The organism is Pantoea sp. SJZ147 (genome assembly GCF_007828605.1).
Lineage (GTDB): Bacteria > Pseudomonadota > Gammaproteobacteria > Enterobacterales > Enterobacteriaceae > Pantoea > Pantoea allii.
The window spans coordinates 343,864-365,673 of sequence record NZ_VIVB01000003.1; the positions used below are offsets into that span (position 1 = coordinate 343,864).

General features: G+C 54.1%; 21 protein-coding genes. 20 read left to right on the top strand and 1 reads right to left on the bottom strand.

Features of this window, described 5'->3' with window-relative positions:
* The first annotated feature begins 21 nt into the window (after positions 1-21).
* The 8 genes from pxpB to FBY13_RS06985 all read left to right on the top strand — a co-directional run bounded on the left by pxpB (position 22) and on the right by FBY13_RS06985 (position 6,243).
* Positions 22-678 carry a 5-oxoprolinase subunit PxpB gene (pxpB, locus tag FBY13_RS06950; protein ID WP_145393804.1) on the top strand — a complete coding sequence of 219 codons (657 nt, stop codon included), beginning with the start codon at positions 22-24 and terminating at the stop codon, positions 676-678.
* On the top strand, positions 672-1,604 hold the full coding sequence (gene pxpC, locus FBY13_RS06955; protein WP_145393805.1) for a 5-oxoprolinase subunit PxpC: 933 nt from the start codon (positions 672-674) through the stop codon (positions 1,602-1,604). The genes pxpB and pxpC overlap by 7 nt, the downstream gene beginning before the upstream one ends.
* The gene (gene pxpA, locus FBY13_RS06960) at positions 1,594-2,331 is read left to right on the top strand and encodes a 5-oxoprolinase subunit PxpA (protein WP_145393806.1); all 738 of its coding nucleotides are present in this window, start codon (positions 1,594-1,596) and stop codon (positions 2,329-2,331) included. The genes pxpC and pxpA overlap by 11 nt, the downstream gene beginning before the upstream one ends.
* Positions 2,332-2,389: 58 nt before the next feature.
* Entirely contained in the window at positions 2,390-3,118 is a 729-nt protein-coding gene (locus tag FBY13_RS06965; RefSeq protein ID WP_063878781.1) for a DUF969 domain-containing protein, read from the top strand.
* A complete protein-coding gene (locus tag FBY13_RS06970; protein WP_145393807.1) occupies positions 3,118-4,134 on the top strand; it encodes a DUF979 domain-containing protein in 1,017 nt (338 codons plus the stop codon). Before FBY13_RS06965 ends, FBY13_RS06970 begins: the two co-directional genes overlap by 1 nt.
* A gap of 6 nt (positions 4,135-4,140) precedes the next feature.
* Positions 4,141-4,788: a pyroglutamyl-peptidase I gene (gene pcp / locus FBY13_RS06975; protein ID WP_145393808.1), complete on the top strand. Its 648-nt coding sequence runs from the start codon at positions 4,141-4,143 to the stop codon at positions 4,786-4,788.
* An 11-nt stretch (positions 4,789-4,799) separates the two neighbouring features.
* The gene (gene nei / locus FBY13_RS06980; protein ID WP_096012125.1) at positions 4,800-5,588 is read left to right on the top strand and encodes an endonuclease VIII; all 789 of its coding nucleotides are present in this window, start codon (positions 4,800-4,802) and stop codon (positions 5,586-5,588) included.
* 82 nt (positions 5,589-5,670) lie between these two features.
* Positions 5,671-6,243, top strand: coding sequence for a GNAT family N-acetyltransferase (locus tag FBY13_RS06985; protein ID WP_145393809.1), 573 nt, complete (start codon positions 5,671-5,673; stop codon positions 6,241-6,243).
* A gap of 158 nt (positions 6,244-6,401) precedes the next feature.
* Here the strand turns inward: FBY13_RS06985 and FBY13_RS06990 are convergent, their stop codons facing one another.
* A complete protein-coding gene (locus FBY13_RS06990; RefSeq protein WP_063878786.1) occupies positions 6,402-7,685 on the bottom strand; it encodes a citrate synthase in 1,284 nt (427 codons plus the stop codon).
* Between the two features lie 590 nt (positions 7,686-8,275).
* Between FBY13_RS06990 and sdhC the strand changes: the two genes are divergently transcribed.
* The 12 genes from sdhC (at position 8,276) to ybgE (ending at position 21,666) form a co-directional block, all read left to right on the top strand.
* The gene (sdhC, locus tag FBY13_RS06995) at positions 8,276-8,698 is read left to right on the top strand and encodes a succinate dehydrogenase cytochrome b556 subunit (RefSeq protein ID WP_162287606.1); all 423 of its coding nucleotides are present in this window, start codon (positions 8,276-8,278) and stop codon (positions 8,696-8,698) included.
* A complete protein-coding gene (sdhD, locus tag FBY13_RS07000; RefSeq protein ID WP_063878787.1) occupies positions 8,692-9,039 on the top strand; it encodes a succinate dehydrogenase membrane anchor subunit in 348 nt (115 codons plus the stop codon). The genes sdhC and sdhD overlap by 7 nt, the downstream gene beginning before the upstream one ends.
* Entirely contained in the window at positions 9,040-10,806 is a 1,767-nt protein-coding gene (gene sdhA, locus FBY13_RS07005) for a succinate dehydrogenase flavoprotein subunit (RefSeq protein ID WP_063878788.1), read from the top strand.
* A gap of 14 nt (positions 10,807-10,820) precedes the next feature.
* Positions 10,821-11,537: a succinate dehydrogenase iron-sulfur subunit gene (locus tag FBY13_RS07010; protein WP_063878789.1), complete on the top strand. Its 717-nt coding sequence runs from the start codon at positions 10,821-10,823 to the stop codon at positions 11,535-11,537.
* Between the two features lie 200 nt (positions 11,538-11,737).
* Positions 11,738-14,545, top strand: coding sequence for a 2-oxoglutarate dehydrogenase E1 component (sucA, locus tag FBY13_RS07015; RefSeq protein ID WP_063878790.1), 2,808 nt, complete (start codon positions 11,738-11,740; stop codon positions 14,543-14,545).
* A gap of 15 nt (positions 14,546-14,560) precedes the next feature.
* Positions 14,561-15,781: a 2-oxoglutarate dehydrogenase complex dihydrolipoyllysine-residue succinyltransferase gene (gene odhB / locus FBY13_RS07020; protein WP_109717171.1), complete on the top strand. Its 1,221-nt coding sequence runs from the start codon at positions 14,561-14,563 to the stop codon at positions 15,779-15,781.
* 68 nt (positions 15,782-15,849) lie between these two features.
* Positions 15,850-17,016 carry an ADP-forming succinate--CoA ligase subunit beta gene (gene sucC / locus FBY13_RS07025; protein ID WP_013025065.1) on the top strand — a complete coding sequence of 389 codons (1,167 nt, stop codon included), beginning with the start codon at positions 15,850-15,852 and terminating at the stop codon, positions 17,014-17,016.
* Complete coding sequence (sucD, locus tag FBY13_RS07030) at positions 17,016-17,891, top strand: succinate--CoA ligase subunit alpha (protein ID WP_013025067.1); 876 nt, start codon at positions 17,016-17,018, stop codon at positions 17,889-17,891. Before sucC ends, sucD begins: the two co-directional genes overlap by 1 nt.
* A 630-nt stretch (positions 17,892-18,521) precedes the next feature.
* Positions 18,522-20,093 (top strand): cytochrome ubiquinol oxidase subunit I, encoded by a 1,572-nt coding sequence (cydA, locus tag FBY13_RS07035; RefSeq protein WP_145393810.1) that lies wholly within the window; start codon positions 18,522-18,524, stop codon positions 20,091-20,093.
* 11 nt (positions 20,094-20,104) lie between these two features.
* A complete protein-coding gene (gene cydB / locus FBY13_RS07040) occupies positions 20,105-21,244 on the top strand; it encodes a cytochrome d ubiquinol oxidase subunit II (protein WP_063878793.1) in 1,140 nt (379 codons plus the stop codon).
* A 15-nt stretch (positions 21,245-21,259) separates the two neighbouring features.
* Positions 21,260-21,373 (top strand): cytochrome bd-I oxidase subunit CydX, encoded by a 114-nt coding sequence (cydX, locus tag FBY13_RS07045; protein WP_063878794.1) that lies wholly within the window; start codon positions 21,260-21,262, stop codon positions 21,371-21,373.
* Positions 21,373-21,666: a cyd operon protein YbgE gene (ybgE, locus tag FBY13_RS07050; RefSeq protein ID WP_096012129.1), complete on the top strand. Its 294-nt coding sequence runs from the start codon at positions 21,373-21,375 to the stop codon at positions 21,664-21,666. Before cydX ends, ybgE begins: the two co-directional genes overlap by 1 nt.
* Positions 21,667-21,810: the final 144 nt, after the last annotated feature.

Genomic DNA, 21,810 nt, shown 5'->3' on the forward strand with positions numbered 1-21,810 from the left:
CAGTTTACCGGGAGGTGCGTGTTGCAAAAAACACGATGCTATATGCTGGGCGAACGTGCGGTGGTGCTGGAACTGGCACCGCCGGTTTCACTGGAAAGCCAGCAGCGAATATGGCACCTGAGCCACCGCGTGCAGTCACATGATGCGATACGGGACGTGATTCCCGGTATGAACAATCTCACCTTGCTGCTGCACGATGCGCCCGCTGATGCGCAGCAGGCGATCGATCAGCTCAACCACTGGTGGCAGGAAAGTAAGGCACAGGTCATCGAGTCCCGTGTAATGCAGATACCGGTTATCTACGGCGGTGAGGTGGGGCCAGACCTGACGCTGGTGGCGGAAAACGCCGGCATGTCAGTAACACAGGTGGTGGAGTTGCACAGCAGTCGCGATTACGACGTTTTTTTTATTGGTTTCCAGCCAGGATTTCCCTATCTGGCCGGGCTTGATCCTCGTCTGCACATGCCACGCCGTGCGGAACCCCGCGTTGTCGTCCCTGCCGGTTCGGTAGGGATTGGCGGGAGTCAGACGGGGGTTTATCCGTTAGCTTCGCCCGGCGGCTGGCAGCTCATTGGTCAAACCCAGCTGGCGCTCTTCACGCCACAGCAGCAGCCACCCACGTTGCTGCATCCGGGTGATAAAGTCCGTTTTGTTCCGCAAAAGGAAGGCATATGTTAACAATTCTTCGGGCGGGGCTGGCAACCAGTATTCAGGATTTCGGCCGCAATGACTGGCGGCAATACGGTATCGGCGTGAGTGGCGTTCTGGATCAGCCCGCCATGATCACGGCAAATTTACTGGTCGGTAATCCGCCGGGCAGCGCCGTGCTGGAAATTGTCCTGGGTCAGTTCAAAGCAGAATTCAGACGTAATGGCTGGTTCGCCTTAACGGGGGCCGGCTGTCAGGCCGAACTGGATGGCAAGCCCGTCTGGACCGGTTGGCGGCTGCCGGTCAAAAAAGGTCAGGTGCTGGTACTAAAGAAACCGGTCCACGGGATGCGCAGTTATCTGGCAATACAGGGCGGGTTCGATGTGCCGGACGTGCTGGGTTCATGCAGCACGGATTTGAAAGCCGGATTTGGCGGTTTTCAGGGGCGCACCTTGCAGGATGGCGATCGTATTCCTTTAGGCCAGCCGGGGCAGCCTTTCACACATAAAAAAGGTGTAAAGCAGTTGCTGTGGGGCAACCGCATTCGCGCGCTGCCGGGGCCGGAATATCACGAATTCAGTGAAGAGGCCCAGCAAAAGCTGTGGCGAGCGGCATGGACACTCAATCCACAAAGTAACCGCATGGGCTACCGCTTGCAGGGGCCTGCCTTGCAACGTGAAACCTCACGCGAGCTGTTATCCCATGGCCTGGTGCCGGGCATCATTCAGGTGCCGGGTAGCGGGCAACCTATCGTATTGCTGGCCGATGCACAAACGACCGGCGGCTATCCGCGCATTGCCTGCATTATAGAGAGCGATCTCTACCATCTGGCGCAGATCCGTCTGGGGGAACCGATCCATTTTGTGCCCTGTACGCCACAGGAGGCGCGGGTAGCAAAACGGCAACAGCAGCACGCACTGGATCAAATAGCATGGGGACTGGCTAATGAAAATTGACTTAAACGCCGATCTGGGCGAGGGCGGCGACAGCGATCGTGCGCTGTTGCAACTGGTGAGCTCCGCCAATATCGCCTGTGGGTTTCACGCGGGCGATGCACAGACGATGCTGCAATCCGTGCGCTGGGCCAGCGCATTTGGTGTGGCGATTGGGGCACATCCCAGTTTTCCTGACCGTGAGAATTTTGGCCGCAGCGCCATGCAACTGCCGCCCGAAACCGTTTACGCCCAAATTATCTACCAGGTGGGCGCGCTGAAAAGCCTGGCGGAGAGCGAAGGGCAATCGCTGGTCCATGTAAAGCCCCATGGAATGTTGTACAACCAGGCTGCCGCCGACGCCGTGCTTGCGGACGCCATTGCCCGTGCCGTTAAGGCTATCGATGCCGGACTGATTGTCGTGGGGCTGGCGAACAGCGAATCCATTCGGGCGGCGGCCCACTACGGCCTGAAAACCCGCGAAGAAGTGTTTGCCGATCGCGGCTATCTCAGTAGCGGTGCCCTGGTGCCTCGGGGTCAACCTGGCGCGCTAATTGAAGAGGAAGCGCAGGCTATCGACCAGACCCTGGCGATGGTGCAGCAGGGGCGGGTAAAAAGCCTGAGTGGTGAGTGGGTTGCGGTCAATGCTCAAACCGTCTGTGTGCACGGTGATGGGGAACATGCACTGCAGTTTGCGCAACGATTACGTGCCAGCTTCGCCAATAACAATATTGCTGTAACCAGTCAATAAAGCGGCACAGCCGGGCTGATAAGCTCAGGCTTTTTTTCATATCTTACGAGGGGAAAATATGGATAGCGTAGTGAATCTCTGGCCACTCCTGGGCATTGCTGCCATCGTAGTCGGCTTCGTTTTGCGCTTTAATCCGGTGCTGGTGGTGATCGTCGCGGGCTTTGTCACCGGACTTGCCGCCATGATGCCGTTGGGCGATATTCTGCAAAAACTGGGTGAAGGTTTTCTGAATACCCGCAATCTGCCGCTTATCCTGCTGTTGCCGCTGGCGGTGATCGGCTTACTGGAACGCCATGGTTTGAAACAGCGTGCCCAGACGTGGATTGCTCAGATTAAAACCGCGACGGCGGGGCGACTGCTTATCGTCTATCTGTTTGTGCGCGAAATAACTGCGGCGCTGGGGCTGACCAGCCTCGGTGGGCATCCGCAAATGGTGCGGCCATTGCTGGCTCCGATGGCCGAAGGTGCCAGCGAAAGCCGGTACGGCGCGCTGTCTCCTGAGATACGCCACCGCCTGCGTGCCATGTCTGCCGCAACGGATAACGTCGGTTTATTCTTTGGCGAGGACATCTTTGTCGCTTTCGGTGCCATCATCTTCATGCACAATTTTATGCAGGAATCCGCCGGTATTCAGACCGAGCCGCTGCATATCGCTTTATGGGGCATTCCAACGGCTGTCGCTGCCTTTTTGATTCACTCCGCGCGTCTGTTAAGGCTGGATCGTCAACTGGCACGTGAACTGAGCGCTATTAACAGTCAGACCAGCAAAGCCAAAGGAGCTCGCTAATGTTCCAGCAACAGTATTTGATGTGGCTGGCCGGCGTTATCTTGCTGGTGGTGGCCTTGTTGTCCTGGCGCGACAGCGCGAACCCGCGCCGTTTTACTACCGGACTGTTTTGGGGACTGTACGGCCTGATTTTTCTGGTGGGTGACTGGACCACGCGCTGGATGTCACAGCTCATGGGGTCAACAGAGAGCGGTACGCGCACCCTGCATATTACCGTCGGCGTTGCGGTCGTGCTGATGGGGTTGATTGCCGGATGTGGGGGCGTAAAGCTCGGGCGCTATCATCAGCGCAGCGAAGAGGAAAAGCAGGCCAGCGCACAACGCCTCAAAAATAAACTCTTTCTGCCCGCCTTAGCGATTCCTGTCGTAACGGTTATTGGTGTCTTGGCCTTTAATAATATTCATGGTTTACAGAGCGGGTTATTTGGACCAGGCAACCACTCTACGCTGGTCACGCTGTTTTCCATGACGGTGGGCTGCCTGCTGGGTTGGCTGATTGCCATGAAACTGACCCATGAAAAGCCGGTGCAGTCGATGCAGGAAACCCGACGCCTGCTGGATTGTGTGGGCTGGGCCTTTCTTTTACCGCAAATCCTGGCCACGCTGGGGCTGTTATTTACTGCTGCAGGTGTGGGCGGTGCCATTTCCCATATTACCGAACAGTATCTGGCGGTGGACAACCGCTTCATTGCGGTAACCGTTTACGCGGTCGGTATGGCGCTGCTGACAATGATCATGGGGAACGCCTTTGCTGCCTTCCCGATTATTACGGCGGGCATCGGTATTCCCATTCTGGTGCTGCAGCATGGTGGTAATCCGGCGGTGATGGCGGCAATCGGTATGTTTTCAGGCTACTGCGGTACGCTAATGACCCCGATGGCGGCCAACTTTAATATCGTGCCTGCGGCGCTGCTGGAGTTGCCAGATCGTAATGCGGTTATCAAAGCTCAGGTCCCGACCGGTGTGCTACTGTTAATCGTTAACGTTTTTTTACTCTATTTCCTGATGTTTCTGTGAGGCAGCATGAAAACGGTATTAATGACGGCGTTTGAACCCTTTGGTGGCGAATCCATTAATCCATCATGGCAGGCGGTGAGTGCGCTGGAAGGCCAGCAGATTGCCGGTGCGCGTATTGTCACGCGCCAGTTACCGGTCGTGTTCAGCGAGGTGCTGGACGTGTTGTATCAGGCGCTGGATGAGATTAAGCCGGATGCCATTATTTCCGTCGGACAGGCCGGTGGGCGCAGCGATATCACCGTCGAGCGCATTGGCATTAATGTTGATGACGCGCGCATCCCCGATAACGCGGGTCATCAACCCGTGGATGAGCCGGTTGTGCAGGATGGACCGGCTGCCTATTTCTCACGCCTGCCGATCAAAGCCATCGTGGCTGCTGTGCGCAAAGCCGGAATTCCGGCCTCGGTGTCGCAAACCGCCGGCACCTTCACCTGTAACCGGGTGATGTACGGTTTGCTGCACTGGCTGCACCAACACGGCAGTGCGGCACGGGCGGGATTTATCCATATTCCTTACCTGCCTGAGCAAGCAGCGCATCATCCAGGCCAACCCAGCATGGCCGCCGCAACCGTGATCGAGGCGCTGAAAATTGCTGTACACACCACGCTGGAAACCACCCAGGATCTCAAGGAAGCGGGTGGCGCAACCCATTAAGAGGACGAGTGATGCCAGAAGGACCGGAGATCCGCCGCGTGGCGGATCAGCTTGAAGTTGCCATTGTCGGTCAGCCTTTAACCGACGTCTGGTTTGCTTTTCCTGCGCTAAAAACCTACGAGCCAGCATTAGTGGGGGAGAAGGTGGCGTCAATTGAGACGCGCGGCAAAGCGCTGCTGACACACTTCAGCAACGGTCTGACGCTCTATTCTCACAACCAGCTTTACGGCGTCTGGCGCATTGTGCCGCCCGACGTGCAGCCAGAGACCCGGCGACAGTTACGCGTGCGTCTGGCAACAGCAGACCAGGCGATATTGTTGTACAGCGCCTCAGATATTGCGTTGCTGAATGCGGAAACGCTGGCCAGCCATCCGTTTCTCAATCGCATTGGGCCAGATGTGTTAAGCCACGCGCTGACGGTGGAGAACGTCACGCAGCGGCTGCTTTCAGCGCGGTTTCGTCGTCGCCAGTTTAGCGGCTTATTACTGGACCAGGCGTTTCTGGCTGGATTGGGTAACTATCTGCGTGCGGAAATCCTCTGGCTGGCACAGCTGCTGCCGCACCACAACGCGCAGTCACTGACCGGGTCACAGCTTGCTGCCTTCAGTGATGCGTTGCTCTCTGTGCCGCGTCATGCCTATCGTATGCGCGGGACAATGAAAAAGTATCACAGCGAAGCGGCCTTTCGCTTTGAGGTGTTCCACCGTCAGGGTAAGCGGTGTCGGCGCTGCGGTGAGACGATTGAAAAGGGAGTGTTATCCTCCCGGCCGTTTTACTGGTGCCCGGGCTGTCAGATGTAAACGCCAGGCGGGTCTGATCGACAGCGCGGCAGCAAAACGATGGCTCAGGTTAATTCACAGGTTTCTGTTGCAGGACATCACGATGACGCCTGAAATTGTGACTGAACGACTGATATTAAAACCGCTGACATTGCTGGACGCTGACGCGATGCAAGCGACGTTTCCCCGATGGGAAATCGTCCGCTACCTGATCGATTCGGTTCCCTGGCCTTATCCGGACGGGGCCGCCAGAGACTATATCACCAATGTGGCCTTACCCGCCGTCGCCGCGGGAAAAGGCTGGTACTGGACATTACGTCGCCGGGAAGAGGAACAACTGATGATTGGGGCGATCTCCCTGATGGACACGCCGGACAATCATCGTGGCTTCTGGCTGGTACCGGAATGGCAGGGGCAGGGTTACATGACCGAGGCCAGCAATGCCGTTACTGATTTCTGGTTCAATGTGCTGCAAAAAACGGTACTGAGAACACCCAAAGCTGCGCCGAATCAACGTTCGGTCGCTATCTCGGTTAAAAGCGGTATGCGTTGTATCAGAACGGAAAAGCAACACTATGTTTCAGGCGAACATGACTCAGAACTCTGGGAAGTAACGCGCGATGAATGGCGCAAATTCAGAGCGGCTCAGGCTGGCGAAACAGCCGCGAAAAAGTAACATCTTGCCGTGATCCGACAGCATCTTTAGCGATAAGGTTAAACCTGTCCGACCTCAACGGAACCTGCATCCTTTGGGCACAAAAAAACGGCTATGCCTTGTCAGCATAGCCGTTTTGTCGTCGATGGCCCGGTGCGATATTCGCCCAGGCGACGGGCTTATTTATCCAGCTGTGACGTAAAGTCGCGCTCGGTATAACCGGTATACAGCTGACGAGGACGGGCAATTTTCATGCCTTCATCGTGCATCTCTTTCCAGTGGGCGATCCAGCCAACGGTACGTGCCATGGCAAAAATCACAGTAAACATGGAAGACGGAATGCCCATGGCTTTCAGGATAATACCGGAGTAGAAGTCCACGTTTGGATAGAGTTTACGCTCGATGAAGTACGGGTCGTTCAGCGCAATGTGTTCCAGCTCCAGCGCCACTTCCAGCAGGTCATCTTTCATGCCCAGTTCGTTCAGCACTTCATGACAGGTTTCACGCATGACAGTTGCGCGTGGGTCATAGTTTTTGTAAACGCGATGACCAAAGCCCATCAGGCGGAAGGAGTCGTTTTTGTCTTTTGCACGACGTACGAATTCTGGAATGTGCTCAACGGTGCTGATCTCTTCCAGCATGCGCAGACAGGCTTCGTTTGCGCCACCGTGCGCCGGTCCCCACAGGGAGGCGATACCTGCAGCGATACAGGCAAACGGGTTAGCGCCAGACGAACCGGCGGTACGCACGGTAGAGGTGGATGCGTTCTGCTCATGATCGGCATGCAGAATCAGAATGCGATCCATGGCGCGTTCAAGCACAGGGTTAACCTTGTATTCTTCGCAAGGTGTCGCAAACATCATGTGCAGGAAGTTACCCGCGTAAGAAAGGTCGTTACGTGGATAAACGAACGGCTGACCGATTGAATACTTGTAACACATCGCTGCCATGGTAGGCATTTTCGACAGCAGGCGGAACGCGGCGATTTCGCGATGGCGTTCAATGTTCACGTCCAGCGAGTCGTGATAAAACGCCGCCAGTGCGCCGGTCACGCCGCACATCACGGCCATTGGGTGCGAATCGCGGCGGAAGCCGTGGAACAGACGCGTAATCTGCTCATGAATCATGGTGTGGCGGGTAACTGTGACTTTAAAGTCTTCGAACTGTTCCTGCGACGGTGCTTCACCATTCAGCAGGATATAACACACTTCAAGGTAGTTTGAGTGGGTTGCCAACTGGTCGATTGGGAAGCCACGGTGAAGCAGGATACCTTCATCGCCATCGATAAAGGTAATTTTTGATTCGCAGGACGCTGTAGACGTGAAACCAGGATCGAAGGTAAACAGGCCGTTAGAACCCAGTTCGCGGACATCAACGACATCCTGGCCCAGCGTGCCTTGTAACACACTCAGTTCAATAGGCTTTTCGTCGGGTAGGGTTAGCGTCACTTTTTTATCTGTCATTTTCGTCTCCATAGCGCCTTGGGCAGGTAAGGATCTTTCGACACCTGAAACGCGTGCATGTTGCATTTAGGCAGTACTTCACGGTGTCACTCTGCATTATAAGCAGTGAAGGGTACAGAGTGAGAGGCGCGTTCCACAGGAAATGTAAAGCCGTGACATGTGCATATCGCGGTTGTTAAAGATCCGGTCAGGACATAACTTCTTTGTAACCAATAACCTGATGGTTTTAAAAACTGTTACTGGCAATGTTACATAACTTAAGCTTAGGAGAAAGTGTATCCCCATAACTTTTGTGCATCATAGGATTTTATCGGATTAGTTTGTAACTGAATTGTTGAACTATTGTCAAATCAGATAATTAAATTTGTATGAATTGTGAAAAACGTGAGAATGATCACTGTTCTACCCAAAATTCTCCAAAGAGTTTGTAGGGGAATTGTAATCAGAATGTGATCGTCCTATACTTCCGGCCAGGTCTCCGGAATACCCTGACACCAGGAGCCACCCAGCGTTTGTACCACGTCATTTAACACTGGATGTTGCTATTTTGGTGACGGATAAAGTCTGAACAGCGTTGCGGTTCAGGTCTTATGTCCGGAGGAAGCAAAATAAAAAAGAGCTGTGTGGGCAAAACCGTGAAAAAACAAAGACCTGTCAACTTGGATCTCTCGACGATCCGGTTTCCCGTTACTGCAATATCGTCCATTCTTCATCGCGTCTCCGGCGTCATCACTCTGGTTGCTCTCGGCATCCTGTTATGGCTTCTCGGTCTTTCTCTCTCTTCTCCCGAAGGTTTCCAGCACGCAGCGTCTATCATGAATGGCTTCTTTGCGAAGTTTATCATGTGGGGCATTTTAACTGCGCTGGCCTATCATGCAGTGGGCGGGATACGTCATATGTTAATGGATTTTGGTTATCTGGCCGAAACGCTGGAAGCGGGTAAGCTTTCTGCGCAGGTGACGTTTGGTATTACTGTCGTGCTTTCAATTTTAGCAGGAGTCCTCGTATGGTAAGCAATGCATCCGCGTTGGGTCGCAATGGCATTCAGGACTGGCTGTTGCTGCGCGCGTCGGCAATCCTCATTACGCTTTACATCATCTACATCCTTGGTTTCGTGGTGATGACAGACACGCTAACGTATGACATCTGGCGTGGCTTCTTCGCTTCTGCATTTACAAAAGTGTTCACGCTCCTGACGCTGTTTTCCATTCTGATCCACGGCTGGATTGGTATGTGGCAGGTGTTAACGGACTACGTTAAATCAGTGGCGGCGCGTCTGCTGTTACAGTTGGTTATCGTAGTGGCGCTGTTGTCATATGCTATTTATGGATTTGTTGTGGTGTGGGGTGTGTAAATGAGTTTACCAATCAGAGAATTTGATGCCGTGGTAATCGGCGCAGGCGGCGCAGGTATGCGCGCGGCACTGCAAATCTCCCAATCGGGCCAGACCTGTGCCCTGTTGTCTAAAGTCTTCCCGACCCGTTCTCATACGGTATCCGCGCAGGGCGGTATCACCGTTGCGCTGGGTAATACCCATGAAGATAACTGGGAATGGCATATGTACGATACCGTCAAAGGTTCCGACTATATCGGTGACCAGGACGCCATTGAATACATGTGTCACGTCGGCCCGGAAGCGATTCTGGAACTGGAGCATATGGGTCTGCCATTCTCCCGTCTTGATGACGGCCGCGTGTATCAGCGTCCGTTTGGTGGTCAGTCGAAAAACTTCGGCGGTGAGCAGGCGGCGCGAACTGCCGCAGCGGCCGACCGTACTGGCCACGCTCTGCTGCATACGCTGTATCAGCAGAACCTGAAAAATAAAACGACGATCTTTTCCGAATGGTATGCGCTGGATCTGGTGAAGAATGACGACGGTGCGATTGTAGGCTGTACGGCAATCTGCATGGAAACCGGCGAAACGGTCTACTTCAAAGCGAAAGCCACCATTCTGGCGACCGGCGGTGCAGGACGTATTTATCAGTCCACCACGAACGCCCACATCAATACCGGCGACGGTGTCGGCATGGCGCTGCGCGCTGGCGTGCCCGTGCAGGACATGGAAATGTGGCAGTTTCACCCGACCGGTATTGCCGGTGCAGGTGTACTGGTAACAGAAGGTTGTCGTGGTGAAGGCGGTTATCTGCTCAACAAACACGGTGAGCGTTTCATGGAGCGCTATGCCCCTAACGCCAAAGACCTCGCCGGTCGTGACGTTGTGGCGCGTTCGATGATGGTGGAAATCCGTGAAGGTCGCGGTTGTGAAGGTCCATGGGGCCCGCATATCAAGCTGAAACTTGATCACCTGGGCGCGGAAGTGCTGGAATCCCGTCTGCCAGGTATCCTTGAGCTGTCCCGTACCTTTGCTCACGTTGACCCAATTAAAGAGCCGATTCCGGTCATTCCAACCTGCCACTACATGATGGGCGGCGTGCCGACCAAAGTAACGGGCCAGGCGCTGCGCGTTAACGAGCAGGGCGAAGATGAAGTGATCCCGGGCTTGTTCGCCGTGGGCGAAATCGCCTGCGTATCAGTACACGGTGCCAACCGTCTGGGCGGTAACTCGCTGCTGGACCTGGTGGTATTTGGCCGTGCGGCTGGCGTGCATTTGCTTGAGTGCCTGGAAGAGCAGGGCGAACTGCGCGAAGCCAACCAGGAAAACATTGATGCTGCGATGGCGCGCTTCAATCGCTGGGAAAACAACACGACGGGTGAAGATCCGGTTGAAATCCGTAAAGCGTTGCAGCGCTGTATGCAGAACAACTTCTCGGTCTTCCGCGAAGGCGATGCGATGCGTGAAGGGCTTGCTGAGCTGAAAGAGATCCGTGAGCGTCTGAAGTCAGCCCGTCTGGATGACCGTTCACCTGACTTCAATACCCAACGTATTGAGTGCCTTGAGCTGGACAACCTGATGGAAACGGCTTACGCCACTGCTGTGGCGGCCAACTACCGCACCGAGAGCCGTGGCGCACACAGCCGTTTCGATTATCCGGAACGTGATGATGCAAACTGGCTGTGCCATAGCCTCTATGTTCCGCAAACGGAAAGCATGACGCGCCGTGAGGTGAACATGCAACCGAAACTGCGTGCGGCCTTCCCGCCTAAAGCGCGTACCTACTAATTGCGGAGATCATCATGAGACTTGAATTTTCGATCTATCGTTACAATCCGGACGTCGATGACAAACCGCGGATGCAGGACTATACCCTGGAAGCGGAAGACGGCCGTGACATGATGCTGCTGGATGCGTTGATCCGCCTGAAAGAGAAAGATCCTACGCTGGCGTTCCGTCGCTCATGCCGTGAAGGCGTGTGCGGTTCAGACGGTCTGAACATGAACGGTAAAAACGGCCTGGCCTGCATCACGCCGGTCTCGGCACTGGGCAACGGCAAGCAGAAAATCGTTATCCGTCCTCTGCCGGGCCTGCCTGTCGTGCGCGACCTGGTGGTGGACATGGGGCAGTTTTATGCCCAGTATGAGAAAATTAAACCTTTCTTATTAAACGACGGTGAAAACCCGCCAGCGCGTGAGCATCTGCAGTCGCCGGGCGAGCGTGCACATCTGGATGGATTGTATGAGTGCATCCTCTGCGCCTGCTGCTCCACCTCTTGCCCGTCGTTCTGGTGGAACCCGGACAAGTTCATCGGTCCTGCGGGCCTGCTGGCCGCTTACCGTTTCCTGATTGACAGCCGCGACACCGAAACCGATGCGCGTCTGGATAATCTGAGTGATGCCTTCAGCGTTTTCCGCTGTCACAGCATCATGAACTGTGTAAGTGTTTGTCCTAAAGGGCTTAACCCGACGCGCGCTATCGGCCATATCAAGTCGATGCTGCTGCAACGCGGCGCCTAGTTGTACCACCGGGAACCTCAGGTTCCCGGTGTTTTACGGAAGCCTCTGTAAACGCGGTTCCGACCACGTTTACAAAGGTTCCCTTACGGGCCGGGCGCGCGCTGCGCACAGTGCTCGTATCGCTGAACTCACTACGGCTAACCGCGAAAGCGGCAACAAATGAAACCTCAAAAAAGCATAACATTGCTTAAGGGATCACAATGCAGAACAGCGCGATGAAGCCCTGGCTGGACTCCTCCTGGCTGGCCGGCGCGAATCAGTCTTACATAGAGCAACTCTATGAGGATTTCCTGACCGATCCTGACTCTGTGGATGCAGTGTGGCGCTCGATGTTCCAACAGTTACCAGGCACGGGAGTGAAACCTGAGCAGTTCCACTCCGCGACTCGCGAATATTTCCGTCGCCTGGCGAAAGACGCATCTCGTTACACCTCCTCAGTCACCGATCCGGCAACCAACTCCAAACAAGTGAAAGTGCTGCAGCTGATAAACGCGTTTCGTTTTCGCGGACATCAGGAAGCCAATCTCGATCCGCTTGGCCTGTGGAAACAGGACCGTGTTGCCGATCTCGATCCCGCCTTTCACGATCTGACCGACGCCGATTTTCAGGAAAGCTTTAACGTAGGTTCTTTTGCCATTGGCAAAGAAACCATGAAGCTGGCCGATCTGTTCGACGCGCTGAAGCAGACTTACTGTGGCTCTATTGGTGCAGAATACATGCACATCAATAACACCGAAGAGAAACGCTGGATTCAACAGCGTATTGAATCCGGTGCGAGCCAGACCTCATTCAGTGGCGAAGAGAAAAAAGGTTTCCTGAAAGAGCTGACCGCGGCAGAAGGCCTTGAAAAATATCTGGGCGCGAAATTCCCGGGTGCGAAACGCTTCTCGCTGGAAGGCGGTGATGCGCTGGTGCCCATGCTGCGCGAAATGATTCGTCATGCGGGCAAAAACGGCACACGTGAAGTGGTACTGGGGATGGCGCACCGTGGCCGTCTTAACGTACTGATTAACGTACTGGGTAAAAAGCCACAGGATCTGTTTGACGAATTCTCTGGCAAGCACAAAGAGCATCTGGGCACTGGTGATGTGAAATATCACATGGGCTTCTCTTCGGATATTGAAACCGAAGGCGGCCTGGTGCATCTGGCGCTGGCGTTTAACCCGTCTCACCTGGAAATTGTCAGCCCGGTGGTGATGGGATCGGTGCGTGCTCGTCTGGATCGTCTGGCTGAGCCGGTCAGTAATAAAGTTCTGCCTATCACCATTCACGGTGATGCTGCGGTTATTGGCCAGGGCGTCGTTCAGGAAACGCTGAACATGTCACAGGCGCGCGGCTATGAAGTCGGCGGTACGGTTCGCATCGTCATTAACAACCAGGTTGGGTTTACCACCTCCAACCCGAAAGACGCGCGTTCAACCCCGTACTGTACTGACATCGGCAAAATGGTGCTGGCCCCGATTTTCCACGTCAATGCTGACGACCCGGAAGCAGTGGCTTTTGTAACACGTCTGGCGCTGGACTATCGCAATACCTTTAAACGCGATGTGTTTATCGATCTGGTGTGCTATCGCCGTCATGGTCACAACGAAGCGGATGAGCCAAGTGCAACGCAGCCGTTGATGTACCAGAAAATCAAAAAGCATCCGACGCCGCGTAAAATCTACGCCGATCGTCTGGAAGGTGAAGGTGTTGCCTCTCAGGAAGATGCCACCGAAATGGTGAATCTGTACCGCGATGCGCTCGATGCGGGCGAATGCGTGGTGCCTGAATGGCGTCCAATGAGCCTGCATTCGTTCACGTGGTCGCCTTACCTGAACCACGAGTGGGATGAGCCTTACCCGGCACAGGTTGACATGAAACGCCTGAAGGAACTGGCATTACGCATCAGCCAGGTCCCTGAACAGATTGAAGTACAGGCACGCGTTGCCAAGATTTACAACGATCGTAAGCTGATGGCCGAAGGCGAGAAAGCGTTCGACTGGGGCGGTGCAGAAAATCTGGCCTACGCAACCCTGGTTGATGAAGGGATTCCGGTTCGCCTCTCGGGTGAAGACTCCGGTCGCGGTACCTTCTTCCATCGCCATGCAGTTGTTCACAACCAGGCGAACGGCTCAACCTATACGCCGCTGCATCATATTCATAACAGCCAGGGCGAGTTCAAAGTGTGGGACTCGGTCCTGTCTGAAGAAGCGGTGCTGGCGTTTGAATATGGCTATGCCACTGCAGAGCCACGCGTGCTGACCATCTGGGAAGCGCAGTTTGGTGACTTTGCTAACGGTGCTCAGGTTGTTATTGACCAGTTCATCAGCTCTGGCGAACAGAAGTGGGGCCGTATGTGTGGCCTGGTGATGTTACTCCCGCATGGCTACGAAGGTCAGGGCCCGGAGCACTCCTCTGCACGTCTGGAACGCTATCTGCAACTCTGCGCCGAGCAGAACATGCAGGTTTGTGTCCCGTCAACACCGGCTCAGGTGTATCACATGCTGCGTCGTCAGGCGCTGCGTGGTATGCGTCGTCCGCTGGTGGTGATGTCGCCGAAGTCGCTGTTACGTCACCCGCTGGCTATCTCTTCTCTGGAAGAACTGGCGAATGGCAGTTTCCAGCCTGCGATTGGCGAAGTCGACGATCTGGACCCGCAAGGCGTTAAGCGCGTCGTGATGTGTTCCGGTAAGGTTTACTACGATCTGCTGGAACAGCGTCGTAAAGACGAGAAAAACGATGTTGCCATCGTGCGCATCGAACAGCTTTACCCGTTCCCGCATCAGGCGGTACAGGAAGCATTAAAAGCTTATTCTCACGTACAGGATTTTGTCTGGTGCCAGGAAGAGCCGCTGAACCAGGGCGCCTGGTACTGTAGCCAGCATCATTTCCGTGATGTCGTGCCGTTCGGTGCCACGCTGCGCTATGCAGGTCGCCCGGCATCGGCTTCACCGGCCGTGGGTTATATGTCCGTACACCAACAACAGCAGCAAGACCTGGTTAATGACGCTCTGAACGTCAATTAATTAAAAGGAAAGATAATGAGTAGCGTAGATATTCTCGTTCCCGACCTGCCTGAATCGGTTGCAGATGCCACAGTAGCAACCTGGCACAAGAAACCAGGCGATGCAGTAAGTCGCGATGAAGTCATCGTCGAAATTGAAACTGACAAAGTCGTGCTGGAAGTGCCAGCTTCTGCCGATGGCGTGCTGGAAGCGGTGCTGGAAGACGAAGGGGCAACGGTTACCTCCCGTCAGATCCTGGGTCGCCTGAAAGAAGGCAACAGTGCTGGCAAAGAAAGCAGTGCCAAAGCGGAAAGCAATGAATCGACGCCATCTCAGCGTCAGACGGCTTCTCTGGAAGAAGAGAGCAGTGACGCACTTAGCCCGGCTATCCGCCGCCTGATTGCCGAGCATAATCTTGATGCTTCGCAGATCAAAGGCACCGGCGTGGGTGGACGTTTAACCCGTGAAGATGTTGAAAAGCATCTGGCGAACAAACCGCAGGCAGATAAAGCCGCAGCGCCCGCGGCGGCACCTGCTGCTCAGCAGCCAGTGGCTAACCGCAGCGAAAAACGTGTACCGATGACGCGTCTGCGTAAGCGTGTTGCGGAGCGTCTGCTGGAAGCCAAGAACAGCACCGCCATGTTGACGACCTTCAACGAAATCAACATGAAGCCCATTATGGACCTGCGTAAGCAGTACGGCGATGCGTTCGAGAAGCGTCACGGTGTGCGTCTGGGCTTTATGTCGTTCTATATCAAGGCCGTCGTGGAAGCGCTGAAGCGTTACCCTGAAGTCAACGCCTCTATCGATGGCGAAGATGTGGTTTACCACAACTACTTCGATGTGAGCATTGCCGTTTCTACGCCACGTGGCCTGGTAACACCGGTACTGCGTGATGTTGATGCGTTAAGCATGGCTGACATCGAGAAGAAAATTAAAGAACTGGCTTTAAAAGGCCGTGACGGCAAGCTGACGGTTGAGGATCTGACTGGCGGTAACTTTACCATCACCAACGGTGGTGTGTTTGGTTCACTGATGTCTACGCCAATCATCAACCCGCCACAGAGCGCGATTCTGGGCATGCACGCCATCAAAGATCGTCCAATGGCGGTCAATGGTCAGGTTGTGATCCTGCCAATGATGTACCTGGCTCTCTCCTACGATCACCGTTTAATCGATGGCCGTGAATCTGTCGGCTATCTGGTCGCAGTGAAAGAGATGCTGGAAGATCCGGCGCGTCTGCTGCTGGATGTCTGATTCATCACTGGGCACGCGTTGCGTGCCCAACCTCAATACTCTTTTCAGATCTGAATGGATAGAACATCATGAACTTACACGAATACCAGGCTAAACAGCTGTTTGCACGGTATGGCATGCCAGCACCGACCGGCTACGCCTGTACTACACCACGTGAAGCAGAAGAAGCAGCATCGAAAATCGGTGCAGGCCCGTGGGTAGTTAAATGTCAGGTTCATGCCGGTGGCCGCGGTAAAGCGGGCGGTGTGAAGGTGGTTAACAGTAAAGAAGACATCCGTGCTTTCGCCGAAAACTGGCTGGGTAAACGTCTGGTAACTTACCAAACTGACGCCAATGGTCAGCCGGTAAACCAGATTCTGGTTGAAGCCGCGACCGATATCGATCAGGAGCTGTACCTGGGCGCCGTGGTTGACCGTGCGACGCGTCGTGTCATCTTTATGGCATCGACCGAAGGCGGCGTGGAAATCGAGAAAGTGGCAGAAGAAACGCCACACCTGATCCACAAAATGGCGCTGGACCCTTTGGCCGGTCCACAGCCTTATCAGGGCCGTGAGTTAGCCTTTAAACTGGGCCTGACCGGTAAGCAAGTCAGCCAGTTCACTAAAATTTTCATGGGTCTGGCCACCATGTTCCTGGAGCGTGACCTGGCGATGGTTGAGATCAACCCGCTGGTGATCACCAAGCAGGGCGACCTGATCTGTCTGGATGGCAAACTGGGTGCCGATGGCAATGCCCTGTTCCGTCAGCCAGAGCTGCGTGAAATGCGCGATCCAAGCCAGGAAGATCCTCGTGAAGCGCACGCGACACAGTGGGAACTGAACTATGTTGCGCTGGAAGGCAACATCGGTTGTATGGTTAACGGCGCAGGCCTGGCAATGGGTACCATGGACATCGTTAAGCACCACGGTGGCCAGCCAGCGAACTTCCTGGATGTGGGCGGCGGCGCGACCAAAGAGCGCGTAACCGAAGCCTTTAAAATCATCCTGTCTGACGACGCCGTGAAAGCGGTATTCGTTAACATCTTCGGCGGCATCGTACGTTGCGACCTGATCGCAGACGGCATCATCGGTGCAGTAGCAGAAGTGGGTGTTAACGTACCGGTCGTGGTACGTCTGGAAGGTAACAACGCTGAACTGGGCGCTAAGAAACTGGCGGACAGTGGTCTGAACATCATTGCAGCAACCAGTCTGACAGACGCGGCACAGCGTGTTGTTGCTGCTGCGGAGGGTAAATAATGTCCATTTTGATCGACAAAAACACCAAAGTCATTTGCCAGGGATTCACCGGCGGACAAGGGACTTTCCACTCTGAGCAGGCGCTGGCATACGGCACGCAACTGGTTGGCGGCGTTACGCCAGGCAAAGGCGGCACCACGCATCTGGGCCTGCCAGTCTTTAACACCGTACGTGAAGCGGTGGAAGCGACCGGCGCAACGGCAACCGTCATCTATGTTCCGGCACCGTTCTGCAAAGACGGTATCCTGGAAGCCATCGATGCCGGTATCAAGCTGATCATCACCATCACCGAAGGCATCCCGACGCTGGACATGCTGACCGTGAAGATGAAGCTGGATGAAGCGGGCGTACGCATGATCGGTCCAAACTGCCCAGGTGTGATCACCCCAGGCGAATGTAAGATCGGTATCATGCCGGGACACATTCATCAGCCGGGCCGTGTTGGTATCGTATCGCGTTCAGGCACCCTGACCTATGAAGCCGTTAAGCAGACCACCGATATCGGCTACGGTCAGTCAACCTGCGTTGGTATTGGCGGTGACCCGATCCCAGGTTCTAACTTCATCGACATCCTGAAAATGTTCCAGGACGATCCACAGACGGAAGCGATCGTCATGATCGGTGAAATCGGTGGTAGCGCTGAAGAAGAAGCCGCTGCTTTTATTAAAGAGCACGTGACTAAACCGGTTGTCGGCTACATTGCTGGCGTAACGGCCCCGAAAGGCAAACGTATGGGCCACGCTGGCGCCATTATTGCCGGTGGTAAAGGTACAGCAGACGAGAAGTTTGCTGCGCTGGAAGCGGCAGGCGTGAAAACCGTACGCAGTCTGGCTGATATCGGCGATGCCGTTAAAGCCGTCCTGCCAGCCAAATAACAGGCCTGAGTATTATCACAGAGCCACCTTCGGGTGGCTTTTTTACGTCTTTGCATTGAATAATCCACGGCACCGCGTGTTTAATTTTAGTACCGCCCATAAATAACATAAAATAATCTTAAGTATTCCTGTGATGTTTGCTATTATTAATTTGGCTTAGGATTTCATCCTGGCCGCAAAAAAAGTTATTCAATAAGATATAAAGTTAAATATTTATAGAAAAGCAAATTGCCCGATGACAGTTTTTTAACAAAGTCTTCGTGAGAACATATTTCCCATCTCTTTTCATTATTCCAAATCAATTTTCTGTCATTTATAACAAACTTTACTGCTAGCAAAGGATGCGGTTAAGCGCTTAAATTGCGCTGCATCAATCCAGCCTTTTAAAAAAATATTCATACGTTTGTACAAATACGGGAAAGCATCAATTTTTCATTTATTACTCGTTAAACGTTTGAGCCACGCTGCTGCATTGGTGTTTCACAGGTTTCTGTTAACCGTTACGCCCTCATCCCAGGCCGCACACAGATCTGTCCTGTCGATGACAAAACTGGAATCAATAATCAGTCGTTCCTGACTCTTATTCAGTCTGTACGGATACAGAGTTAAGGTGAGGAGCAAGGAGTCATTATGCTAGATATTGTCGAGCTGTCGCGTTTACAGTTTGCCTTAACGGCGATGTACCATTTCCTTTTCGTCCCATTAACGCTCGGTATGGCGTTTTTGCTGGCAATAATGGAAACGGTCTATGTGCTGAGCGGTAAACAAATTTATAAGGATATGACGAAATTCTGGGGCAAGTTATTTGGTATTAACTTTGCGCTGGGCGTGGCAACCGGGCTGACGATGGAGTTTCAGTTCGGCACCAACTGGTCTTACTATTCTCATTATGTCGGCGATATTTTTGGTGCGCCGTTGGCCATTGAAGGATTAATGGCATTCTTTCTTGAGTCTACCTTTGTTGGCCTGTTCTTTTTCGGTTGGGATCGTCTGGGTAAAGTTCAGCACCTGGCTGTCACCTGGCTGGTGGCGCTGGGTTCCAACATGTCTGCACTGTGGATTCTGGTAGCAAACGGCTGGATGCAGAACCCCATCGCCTCTGAGTTTAATTTTGAAACCATGCGCATGGAGATGCTGAGCTTCTCGGAGCTGGTGTTAAATCCGGTTGCCCAGGTGAAATTTGTTCACACTGTCGCGTCGGGTTACACCACAGGTGCGATGTTCATTTTGGGCATCAGCGCATGGTATTTACTGAAAGGGCGAGATCTGGCTTTTGCTAAACGCTCTTTTGCCATCGCCGCCAGTTTTGGTATGGCAGCCATACTGTCCGTCATCGTGCTGGGTGATGAGTCAGGTTACGAGATGGGGGATGTTCAGAAAACCAAGCTGGCTGCCATTGAAGCCGAATGGGACACCCAGCCCGCACCGGCCGCGTTTACTCTGTTTGGTTTGCCCGATCAGGCATCGCAGCAGAATCATTACGCCATTCAGATTCCCTATCTGTTGGGGCTGATTGCTACCCGCTCAACGGATACGCCCGTAACCGGTCTGAAAGAACTGATGGCCCAACATGAAGTGCGCATTCGAAACGGCATGAAAGCCTATGCACTGCTAAACGCGCTGCGCAGCGGCAATACCGACCCGGCTGTGCGTGAGGCGTTTAATCACAGTAAAAAAGATCTGGGTTATGGCCTGCTGTTGAAGCGCTATACGCCAAACGTCTCTGATGCCAGCGAGGCGCAAATCAAACAGGCAACGCAGGATTCCATTCCGCGCGTGGCACCGCTGTATTTTGCTTTCCGTATCATGGTGCTCTGTGGGGTGCTGTTGCTCGGCGTTATCGCGCTGTCGTTCTGGAGCGTCATTCGTAATCGCATCGGCAAAAATCGCTGGTTACTCAAAGCCGCGCTGTATGGCATTCCGCTGCCGTGGATTGCGGTTGAGGCAGGGTGGTTTGTCGCAGAATATGGCCGTCAACCCTGGGCAATAGGTGAGGTGCTGCCTACGGCCGTGGCGAATTCGTCGCTCACCATTGGGGATATTCTGTTCTCAATGGGGCTGATTTGCGGCCTCTATACGTTGTTCCTGGTGGCCGAGATGTATCTGATGTTTAAATTTGCCCGCCTGGGGCCAAGCAGCCTGAAAACGGGTCGTTATCACCATGAGCAGATGGCGAAAAATGTTCAGCCGGTACGTGGATAAGGAGAACCGCCATGTTTGATTATGAAGTTCTGCGCTTTGTCTGGTGGCTGCTGATCGGCATTTTGCTGGTAGGCTTTGCCGTCACTGATGGCTTCGATATGGGCGTCGGCATGTTAACGCGCCTGTTAGGCCGAACGGATACCGAGCGTCGGGTAATGATTAACACCATTGCGCCGCACTGGGACGGCAACCAGGTCTGGTTAATTACCGCAGGTGGTGCGCTGTTTGCTGCCTGGCCGATGGTTTATGCCGCCGCGTTTTCAGGGTTTTATGTGGCGATGATCCTGGTGCTGGCTTCGCTGTTTTTCCGTCCGGTAGGCTTTGATTACCGCTCAAAGATTGAAGACAAGCGCTGGCGCGGGGCCTGGGACTGGGGCATTTTTATCGGCAGCTTCGTGCCGCCTTTGGTGATTGGCGTGGCTTTTGGCAACCTGTTGCAGGGCGTGCCGTTTCACGCCGATGAGTATATGCGCCTTTACTACACCGGAAACTTCTTCCAGTTGCTGAACCCGTTTGGCCTGCTGGCCGGTGTGGTCAGCGTGGCGATGATACTGGCGCAGGGGGCAACCTATCTGCAAATGCGGACAACCGGCGAACTCTATCTGCGTTCACGTACCACCGCACAGATCGCCACACTGGTAATGATGGTGTGTTTTGCGCTGGCTGGTTTGTGGGTGAAGTACGGTATTGCGGGTTATGTGGTGACCAGCACGCTTGATCACTATGCCGCTTCTAATCCGCTGGGAAAAACCGTGGTGCGTGAAGCCGGTGCCTGGATGGTGAATTTCCAGCAGCATCCTGTGTTGTGGCTGTTCCCACTGCTGGGCGTTGTGCTGCCCCTGCTGACGGTGCTGTGCTCACGGATGAACAAAAGCGCATGGGCGTTTGTGTTCTCTTCACTGACGCTTGCCTGCGTCATCATGACGGCCGGTATTGCCATGTTTCCGTTCATTATGCCTTCCAGTACGGTACCGGGCACCAGTCTGACTATGTGGGATGCGACATCCAGTTTGCTGACGCTGAAAACCATGACCTTTGCCGCGATAATTTTTGTGCCCATCATCCTGCTCTACACCAGTTGGTGTTACTGGAAGATGTTTGGCCGCATCACCAAAGAGCATGTTGAAAGCAACAGCAACTCACTGTACTGATTAAGGAGTCAACACATGTGGTATTTTGCCTGGATTCTTGGCACCTTGCTGGCGTGCGCCTTTGGTATCATCACGGCGCTGGCCATAGAGCATATTGAAGACGGCGCGACGTCGGATCGGCAACCCTGATGGGCCGGTTGATTCAGACGGCGTATCGTCTGATGGATAAGGGCCCGTTCCGGGCCCTTTCGCTGATTCTGGCACTCTGGCTGGCGGGATGCCTGTTATGGAATCCCGCACGCTTTGCCAGTGGCTCAGGCGGCATTCTGCTGTGGCAGGGGATGTTGCTTATCTGGGCGGTGTGCACGGGCGTTATTCACGGCACCGGGTTTCAGCCGCGACGATTGCGCTGGCGCGCTTTTTTTACCCCTTTACCTGCCCTGGTGGTACTCTTGTGGGGGGTGAGCCGGTTTTATCTCTGACTGCCTGGCAGTATAACGCGCTGAAACGTGAGTTTACTTCAGCGTCTGGTCAAGAAGCCTCCATTAAAGCCTTCCGGTTGTAACCAACTGATAATTATTTTCTCCTGGCCCTGGCAGCCCATTCCCAACCCCAATTGTCTTGCG

Bases quoted from the DNA above. Each gene is read 5' to 3' on its own strand.
- pxpC (WP_145393805.1), top strand. From the start codon at position 672: ATGTTAACAATTCTTCGGGCGGGGCTGGCAACCAGTATTCAGGATTTC.
- pxpA (WP_145393806.1), top strand. From the start codon at position 1,594: ATGAAAATTGACTTAAACGCCGATCTGGGCGAGGGCGGCGACAGCGAT.
- FBY13_RS06965 (WP_063878781.1), top strand. From the start codon at position 2,390: ATGGATAGCGTAGTGAATCTCTGGCCACTCCTGGGCATTGCTGCCATC.
- FBY13_RS06970 (WP_145393807.1), top strand. From the start codon at position 3,118: ATGTTCCAGCAACAGTATTTGATGTGGCTGGCCGGCGTTATCTTGCTG.
- pcp (WP_145393808.1), top strand. From the start codon at position 4,141: ATGAAAACGGTATTAATGACGGCGTTTGAACCCTTTGGTGGCGAATCC.
- nei (WP_096012125.1), top strand. From the start codon at position 4,800: ATGCCAGAAGGACCGGAGATCCGCCGCGTGGCGGATCAGCTTGAAGTT.
- FBY13_RS06985 (WP_145393809.1), top strand. From the start codon at position 5,671: ATGACGCCTGAAATTGTGACTGAACGACTGATATTAAAACCGCTGACA.
- FBY13_RS06990 (WP_063878786.1), bottom strand. From the start codon at position 7,685: ATGACAGATAAAAAAGTGACGCTAACCCTACCCGACGAAAAGCCTATT.
- sdhC (WP_162287606.1), top strand. From the start codon at position 8,276: ATGTCCGGAGGAAGCAAAATAAAAAAGAGCTGTGTGGGCAAAACCGTG.
- sdhD (WP_063878787.1), top strand. From the start codon at position 8,692: ATGGTAAGCAATGCATCCGCGTTGGGTCGCAATGGCATTCAGGACTGG.
- sdhA (WP_063878788.1), top strand. From the start codon at position 9,040: ATGAGTTTACCAATCAGAGAATTTGATGCCGTGGTAATCGGCGCAGGC.
- FBY13_RS07010 (WP_063878789.1), top strand. From the start codon at position 10,821: ATGAGACTTGAATTTTCGATCTATCGTTACAATCCGGACGTCGATGAC.
- sucA (WP_063878790.1), top strand. From the start codon at position 11,738: ATGCAGAACAGCGCGATGAAGCCCTGGCTGGACTCCTCCTGGCTGGCC.
- odhB (WP_109717171.1), top strand. From the start codon at position 14,561: ATGAGTAGCGTAGATATTCTCGTTCCCGACCTGCCTGAATCGGTTGCA.
- sucC (WP_013025065.1), top strand. From the start codon at position 15,850: ATGAACTTACACGAATACCAGGCTAAACAGCTGTTTGCACGGTATGGC.
- sucD (WP_013025067.1), top strand. From the start codon at position 17,016: ATGTCCATTTTGATCGACAAAAACACCAAAGTCATTTGCCAGGGATTC.
- cydA (WP_145393810.1), top strand. From the start codon at position 18,522: ATGCTAGATATTGTCGAGCTGTCGCGTTTACAGTTTGCCTTAACGGCG.
- cydB (WP_063878793.1), top strand. From the start codon at position 20,105: ATGTTTGATTATGAAGTTCTGCGCTTTGTCTGGTGGCTGCTGATCGGC.
- cydX (WP_063878794.1), top strand. From the start codon at position 21,260: ATGTGGTATTTTGCCTGGATTCTTGGCACCTTGCTGGCGTGCGCCTTT.
- ybgE (WP_096012129.1), top strand. From the start codon at position 21,373: ATGGGCCGGTTGATTCAGACGGCGTATCGTCTGATGGATAAGGGCCCG.